This window comes from Sinorhizobium sp. 7-81, from assembly GCF_030124405.1.
In the GTDB taxonomy this organism is placed as follows: Bacteria; Pseudomonadota; Alphaproteobacteria; order Rhizobiales; family Rhizobiaceae; genus Sinorhizobium; species Sinorhizobium psoraleae.
In genome coordinates this window covers 1-7634 of the sequence record NZ_JASKLT010000042.1, presented here as the reverse complement: position 1 = coordinate 7634, position 7634 = coordinate 1, and the positions used below count along the sequence as shown (strand labels likewise).

4 protein-coding genes and 1 pseudogene are annotated in these 7634 nt (G+C 58.2%); 3 read left to right on the top strand and 2 right to left on the bottom strand.

The window, feature by feature from the left end; translation table 11 throughout:
* A pseudogene (locus tag QN224_RS33160) lies at positions 1–245 on the bottom strand (PAS domain-containing protein); the annotation flags it as partial.
* Between the two features lie 1080 nt (positions 246–1325).
* Here QN224_RS33160 and QN224_RS33155 point away from each other — a divergent pair.
* Complete coding sequence (locus QN224_RS33155; RefSeq protein ID WP_283980120.1) at positions 1326–2894, top strand: class I adenylate-forming enzyme family protein; 1569 nt, start codon at positions 1326–1328, stop codon at positions 2892–2894.
* A 16-nt stretch (positions 2895–2910) separates the two neighbouring features.
* Complete coding sequence (locus QN224_RS33150; protein ID WP_283980119.1) at positions 2911–4626, top strand: thiamine pyrophosphate-binding protein; 1716 nt, start codon at positions 2911–2913, stop codon at positions 4624–4626.
* 562 nt (positions 4627–5188) lie between these two features.
* On the opposite strand, the gene QN224_RS34230 is transcribed toward QN224_RS33150, so the two are convergent.
* Positions 5189–5647: an NAD-dependent epimerase/dehydratase family protein gene (locus QN224_RS34230; protein ID WP_369292632.1), complete on the bottom strand. Its 459-nt coding sequence runs from the start codon at positions 5645–5647 to the stop codon at positions 5189–5191.
* Between the two features lie 738 nt (positions 5648–6385).
* Between QN224_RS34230 and QN224_RS33145 the strand changes: the two genes are divergently transcribed.
* Complete coding sequence (locus QN224_RS33145) at positions 6386–7411, top strand: L-histidine N(alpha)-methyltransferase (protein WP_283980118.1); 1026 nt, start codon at positions 6386–6388, stop codon at positions 7409–7411.
* The last annotated feature ends 223 nt before the right edge of the window (positions 7412–7634 follow it).

Here is a 7634-nt window from a genome sequence, read left to right as displayed (position 1 = left end):
ATCACCGGCGCATCGTCGGCGATGGCCCTGAAACGCGACTCGCTCTCCTTGACGGCTTCCAACGCTCTGCGGCGATCATCGACATTTTCGACGATCCCGTACCAACGAACAATCGCACCGCCTTGGTCCTTTCGCGCAGCTGCACGACTGCGGAACCAACGATAGCATCCCTCTGCGGTTGCCAGGCGGAACTCGACGTCGAGCGGGTCCCCCGTTGAGAGCGATCTCGACCATAGCCGCTGCACCTCATCAAGGTCAAAAATCCATTCTGTGAAGAGATGCTGGCGACGCGGTTGTGACCGTCCGGGGGGGAAACTCAGTCACCCCACAAGCGGAGGAGCGCGTTTTGTCCCTTGGCGACAACGCCCTGACAAGGGCGTGAACCCAAGTCCTGTCCAGTTGAAATGGAGATTTAGTTTAAGGGCAGCTCGGGTGCATAGACTTGACCCGTCTGTCCAGTCACGCTTTGTCGGCTTGGACACTACGTTCGTCAGAAGGCACTCCGCTATTCCGGTATTCCTTTGCTTAAAAGTGGTGTTCTGGTTTGGCACGGTAGTTGCTTAGATAAAGGCAGCCCTCCCGCAAGAACGACCGGAGTTCCGCCATGCAGACCCGCCGAACAGGCATTTACCACCCGAAGTTCCGGTGCCAAGCGACGGCCGCCCCGCCTGGAATCGGAGGCCCAAGCTTGTAGCGTCAATCCCTATAGGATGTGCTGACTGGCGAAATCTCGCGTCTTGGCCGCGGCGGGCAACAAAGGCGCCGCTCGCCCCGCCGTTAGTAGGTACCAGCGGCGCGAAACCGTGGAGCCGCTCACGGAAGGCGGCGATTTCTGCGCTCGCCCCCGAGTTCCACACCGGTTCAGTGCATCGTCAGAGGTAATCACGCCGCGCTCCTACCCAGTTCTGACAATTCGATTGCTCTGAAGCAAAGGACAACAACATGCTCCAAACATACGTGCAGTCGCCGAACGGCCGAACGGGGAGCCGCCCAACAGCAGCGCGAAGTCGGTCCATCGACAGCGGTGGCGTGCGCCGAACGCAACTCCAATGTCTCACCAATGTCTCACAAGGGGCATCAGAGGCGGCGAGGCCCCGGTTCGGCACGGAGGCGATGCACGAAACACGTGGTCAGCTGATGAAGCGCATCCTCGCCGGATGCGTGGTCACTTCCTGTTTCTGGAAAAGAGAACATTTCGAAGGGCACACTCGACCACCCTTGGAGGAAGGATCAGGCCGGGGCAAATTCCGAGCGGATGTCGATCTCCTTCGGAAAGGCACCTTTTGACAGGTCGCGAGCTCGTGCTTTCAATGGGGGCAAATAAGATGAGCCAAATCGCGCATCTTGGCGAGGTTTTGGGGACATACGCCCGCGTCTTCCCTGACAAGATCGGAGCACGCGATCTTGACAGGGAATTGACCTACCGAGCCTGGAACGACAGAGCTTGCCGCCTCGCCAACGCGCTTGTCGGCATGGGGCTTGCCAAGGGCGACCGGGTGTGCGTGCTGGCCTATAACTGCCTGGAGTGGGTGGAGATCTATGCAGCGACCGCCAAGGCTGGCTTGATCGCGGTACCGATTAATTTTCGCCTCGTCGGACCGGAGATTCTATACCTCATTGAGGACTGTCAGGCGCGGGTTCTGATCGTTCAGGACGAGTTGATCGGCTCGATCGAGCCCGTGCGGGCGGACCTTCCGCTTCCGGCGAGCAACTTCGTCATTTTCGGCGAGCACACCCGAATCGCGGGCTATCGCGCCTACGAGGACCTGATCGCCGCCGCGAGCGATTCCGCGACTTCGATTAATATTTCTACCGATGATCCATCGACGCTGATGTACACGTCGGGCACGACGGGCAAGCCGAAAGGCGCGGTCCGCAATCACGGCAGCAGCGCAATCATGGCGCTCGTGGCAGACGTTGAGTTGACACTGACCGCGAGAGACACCGCGCTACTGGCGATGCCGATGTGTCACGCCAATTCGCTGTTCCTTCTGGGAGCTTTTGCCTACTGCGGCGCGGCCTGCACAATCTACAGCAGGAAGAAGTTCGATCCCGAGCACCTCGTCCACACTCTTGCACAAGGCGGCGCGACCTTCACCTCACTGGTCCCAACGCATTACATCATGATGCTTGGACTCCCTTCAGCCGTGCGACGGCGGTACAATCTCGACGCCGTAACGAAGCTGATGATCTCGTCCGCGCCGGCCCATCGTGACACCAAGCTGGCGATCATGGACTACTTCCGGAATGCCGGGCTCTACGAGCTTTACGGATCGACGGAAGCGGGCATGGTTACCATACTGCACCCCGACGAGCAGCTTTCGAATCTCGGCTCGGTAGGGAGAGAATGCATCGGTTCGCGAAGAATCAAGCTGCTCGATCCCCTCGGCAACGAGGTACCGGACGGAGAGGCGGGCGAGCTCTATTCCTGCAATCCCTACACTTTCGACGGCTACTGGAACCTGCCTGAAAAGACGAGGGAGGCTTTTCGGGGGGACTACTGCACAGTCGGAGATCTCGCTCGCCGCGACGAGGATGGATACATCTATCTGATCGATCGTAAGAGCAACATGATTATCTCGGGCGGAGAGAACGTCTATCCAGCCGAAGTGGAGGGCGTACTCGGCGGGCATCCCAAGGTCAAACACGTCGCTGTGATGGCAGTCCCAGACGAAAAATGGGGCGAGCGGGTGCATGCCGTTATCGTTCTCCAAGACGGCCAGGCCCCCACGCCGGACGAAATCCTGGACTGGTGCAAAAGCCGGATCGCCGGCCACAAGCGGCCGAGATCGATTTCATTCATCCGCGAGGATGAGATGCCGATGACAGCAACGGGCAAGATCCTGCATCGCCTGCTGCATACCCGCAACCCCGCCGGAAGCTGCTATCGTTGATCCTAGGACTGTCAGAATGCAAGACTTTAATGCGGATAAACTCTCCTGCGCCGCTTGGATTGCTCGATTTCTGAAGGAGCGCGGCATCGATCGAATTTTCGGTCTTCAGGGCGGGCATATTCAGCCGATCTGGGATCATATCGCCAAGTTGGGTCTCCGTATCATCGACGTCCGCGACGAGGGCGCGGCGGTACACATGGCACATGCCCATGCTGAACTGAGTGGGCAATTCGGGGTGGCCATGGTCACCGCCGGCCCGGGTGTGACAAACACCGTAACCGCCATGGCGAATGCTGCACTTGGTCGCGCACCGGTGCTGCTGATCGCCGGCTGCACGCCGCGCCCGCAAGCGAATATGGGGCCGCTGCAGGACATTCCACACGTAGAGATTTTGCGGCCGGTGACCCGTTCCGCCCGCACTGCGCGCGTACCTGAACAGGTCATCCGAGAACTCGACGAAGCGGTGGCACGGGCGACGGGCGATGCCGGCGAGCCCGGCCCCGTCTATATTGAAATACCGACGGATGTGCTGCGCACCAGGGTTCCGCTGCAACTGGTGCTGGACGAATGGCTCAAGCCGAAAACGCCGCGTCTCCTGCGGCCCGATCCCGACGAAGTCAACCAGGCAGCCGCCATCTTCTGGTCGGCGCGGCGTCCGCTCGTCATCACCGGGCGCGGTGCACGGCGCGCCGGGTCTCAGTTGGTCCGCTTGCTCGACGCTACAGGCGCCCTCTATCTCGACACACAGGAAAGCCGCGGACTTATTCCCCCCGAACATCCGTCAATCGTCGCTGCCATGCGGGCAGCGGCGATGACTGAAGCCGATGTCGTCCTTTCGATCGGGCGCAAGCTGGACTACCAGCTGGGCTACGGCTCGCCGGCCGTGTTTCCGGCTGCACGCTTCATCCGCATTGCCGACAGTCCCAGCGAACTCATAGACAACCGGCGCGGCCAACCGGAAATGCTGGCCTCGCCGCATCTGGCGCTTGAAGCTATGCTCGATGCCGCGGAGAACCGGCAGTCGGCAATCGACCGGGACTGGGCCGACCGGTTGCGTCGAGCACACGAAAAGCGAATTGCTGCGGGACGCGCCGCCTCACTGACGACGACTGCGGACGGAAAGATACACCCGAAAGCCATCTTTACGGCCATCGCTGAGGTGGCCGATCCAGACTACATCGGAGTTGCCGATGGAGGCGACCTGCTCAGCTTCGCAAGGACCGGCCTTCAGTCAAACATCTACATGGATGCTGGCGCCTTCGGCTGCCTCGGCGTCGGCGTACCTTTCGCGGTCGCCGCCGCACTGGCCATGCCGGATCGGCAGGTAATCTCGGTAAACGGGGACGGCGCCTTCGGCATCAACGCCATGGAATTGGATACTGCCGTGAGGCACAATGCCAAGGCCGTCTTCATCGTCTCCAATAATGCAGCCTGGAACATCGAGCGTCTCGATCAGGAGATGAATTATGGTGGTCGCGTCATCGGGACCACGCTGCGGCACTCGGACTATGCAGGGCTGGCGCGGGCGCTCGGCGCCTATGGTGAGCGGGTAGAGAGCGCTGACGACTTGCCTGCGGCACTGAATAGAGCGTTACAGAACGCACCGGCGTTGATCGATGTCGTCACTTCCCAGACAATTATCTCTTCGGATGCGCAGAAGGGGCTCGGTTTTGCCCCGGATTTCCAGCCTTTGACGGCTTGGGATGAGGCGGAACGAAAGAGGCGTAGGTGAGGTCGACCCTAACGAGGAAGCCAAAAAAGCTTCAGTCAATGCACCTAATATAGGTTGCCCTACATCGGTATGCTGGCGCGGCTGAGAAAACCTGGGCCCATCGCGGGTGTGCGAATGGCCAGCTCATAAGGTTCCTGTGTCTGGACGTGACGCACATAATCCAGCCGCGCAAGCTCCTGAAGCGTCCGGTGAACACCGCCAATCGGCTGGTCAGTGCGCGGGCGATCGTCGAAACTGATCTGCAAGCATCTCGATTATCGCGAGTGACTGTTCCAAAATGCTGCTCATAGCGAAGTTCACAGGTTGATGCTACCTGCACATGGCAGAGATAGAAACAGGTTAGCCGATATTCCGCGCCAGTGATACAGCCTGCACTTCCCGCCTCCACTCACATCGGTGTCAACGATTGGACGCCTCAGTGTGCGTTTCGCTCGAGCAGCTTAGAAATCGATGCGTCGATACCCGACTCGATCGGGCGGATGGATGATTGCCCAGCCACGTCGGTACCGGATCCGAGGTCAAATCTGCTGGGACACGAAGCGGCGGACCCTCGACGTTGATTTTATTCCAGCCAGTTCGGGTGCCGAGTACAGCTTTGAAATCTTCCATCTCTCGCGTGCCTCCCACCATCGCCAGCACTCTCGCGCCCTTGATCGGCTGCGTTGTCGCTGCGGCCAGCAATCGTGCGACGTCGTCCACGTAAACCAAGCCGACGCGACCAGAGAAACGGATCGTCGCCGGCTCCTGTTGCAGCGACGCCGTGGATCGCAATTGATGGGCCGGCAGAAATTCCGCTGCTCTCTCCGGGTCCATAGACGACGTATGGTCTCAAGCCGACACTCCCCACGCCACAATCAGCCGCATAGACGCGCGCTATCCCTTCCACAGCCAGCTTAGTTACGCCGTAGAGAGTCAGCGATTCGGGATGCACTGCATCGAAGGTTCCAAATACGCCCGCAGAACTGAGATCTGCGACCGAAGCACCTGTGGAGCGCGCAGCCTCAAAGACGTTTTCCCGCATCTGGCTAAGCCAGGCACCGTCGGAGGTCTTTCCGCACAAGGAGGGCCAAGTCTTGGCGGGCGAAGGCTGATCAAGTCCTTGCCGACGGCGTCCCGGGTTCTGGATCTTGGCTGCGGGACCGGAGTCCCAACCGCGCGTCGGTTGCTGGATGCCGGTTTGGAGGTGTCGATCTGTCTGCCATGATAGTGAACCTCGCCCGCGAGTATGTTCCGCGACGCTCCATCAACTGGACCTTGCCGACTTGCAACCCGGTGGCCCGCGGACCTCGGTCGGTTCCATGCGGTTGCGGCGTTCTTCTCGCTGCTGATACTTCCACGAGTGGAGATTCCCCTCGCGCTACTGGCAGTCCGTCATCTGCTCGTTCTAGGAGCTTGTTCGCCCTCTCGATGATGGAGGCGGATATCGCCGGTGTTTTACGCATATACTGTGGCGATTCCTGAATAAAGAAAACGGACAGTGCACCCGCCCAGAATTCGGGTTGCCCTTGATCGACGTCAAGGAGTGCTCCTTCCAATCCTGTAGCCTCTCCTCTGGGTTCATGGAGATGTCCCATGAACAGACTCAACGCGCTCATCGGCGTTTGCGCCGCGTTTCTGCTGTGGCGAGCGGGCCGCGCTGTGGCGGGTTTCTTGGATCGAAGACGGCATACGCGGACTACGCGCACCACCGTCGTTTGCGGCGATAGGTGAGCCATCTGGGGAATCCGACGAGCTGCTAAAGGATCAAGAGGAGAACAGTTTGAGCTTTCTTGCAACGAGTTTGCAGCTGTTTCAGCAAAAATATGCGCCAGACTTAGGCCCTGAACAATACGCTCACCACACTGGAGTTGACCGGAATGGCAATTCAATGAGTGGCGCATTGTTATGGGGTAAGGCTGAAGCTCAGAGGATCAGTAATGCGCTCGTCACTGGCACAACCAATATGGTGGATGCTGAGCTCAAGTTGGCCCAAAAACTTCACGAGAGAGTGAGAGATTATGTTCAATGGCATCACCAGGATGAACGCTGTCGTAAAGGGGTGTCGGTTCTGGAGTATGGGCCCGGAACAGTGCGGGCCTTCCAACGGAAAACGCTTCCCCTTGTAACAGGCCTGCGCGGCGAGACCTCACGTTGCACGCTGGTCGACCGGTCGAAAGAGTTCCTCGGGGATATAGCGCAATTGTCGTCTGCTTTCGGGTTGAAAATCGAATTCATACGCGACGATATATTCTCCGGGCGACGCTATTTTCCCGACGATGAAGCGGCATTCGTTGTCATGTTTGGTCGGACATTTGGAAATCTTGCCGCCTCGATAAGTGATACGCCCCCAGTGGAGGCGGTCGTCGAGGCGCTGAAGAAGATATCGAATAGCGCGAAGCGATGCTGGGTTGCGATCTCAATTGGCTCTGATCTGAGGAGGGATGTCGCGAAGTCCTACTATGAAGCGCATCCTGAATTTCAGCTAAACGTGTTCTACAGAATGAAAGCAGAGCTGCCCGTCGACGCCAATTTCGATCCAGAGGGATTTGAGTATGAGGCGGATATAAGAGGTGATGACCACTTTATGCAAGTCATACATACTGGGGTTGTCAAAAGGAATTTGACTTTTTGTCTTGGTGGCAAAGAGATTATACTGTTAAGTGGTGATCGCCTGCATCTAAAGAACTCGTTTTCTTTTTCTGAGTTGTTCTTCAAAAAATGTGCACGCCGAGCGGGGCTTGTCTCGATCGATGTGCTCTCAGACAATGCCGGCTCAGACATTCACGTGTTGGAGAAGGTGAATTAAAGCAAGGATACAAAATGACCAGGTGTTGTCGTGAGACAATATAGCGACGATCGTAAGGCCCGGTGCCGTAAAATAGCAAGAAGCAGCCAGCTGTATGTCCCCTAGGTTACGGCAATAAAACAATCTAGAGCGCGTCCGATGAAAGCGGAATCGGCGTGAGGATTCCTTTTCAGAGCGTGCTGTGATTCCCTCCTCCTGTCTTTGATTTGTCGGAGGGAATATG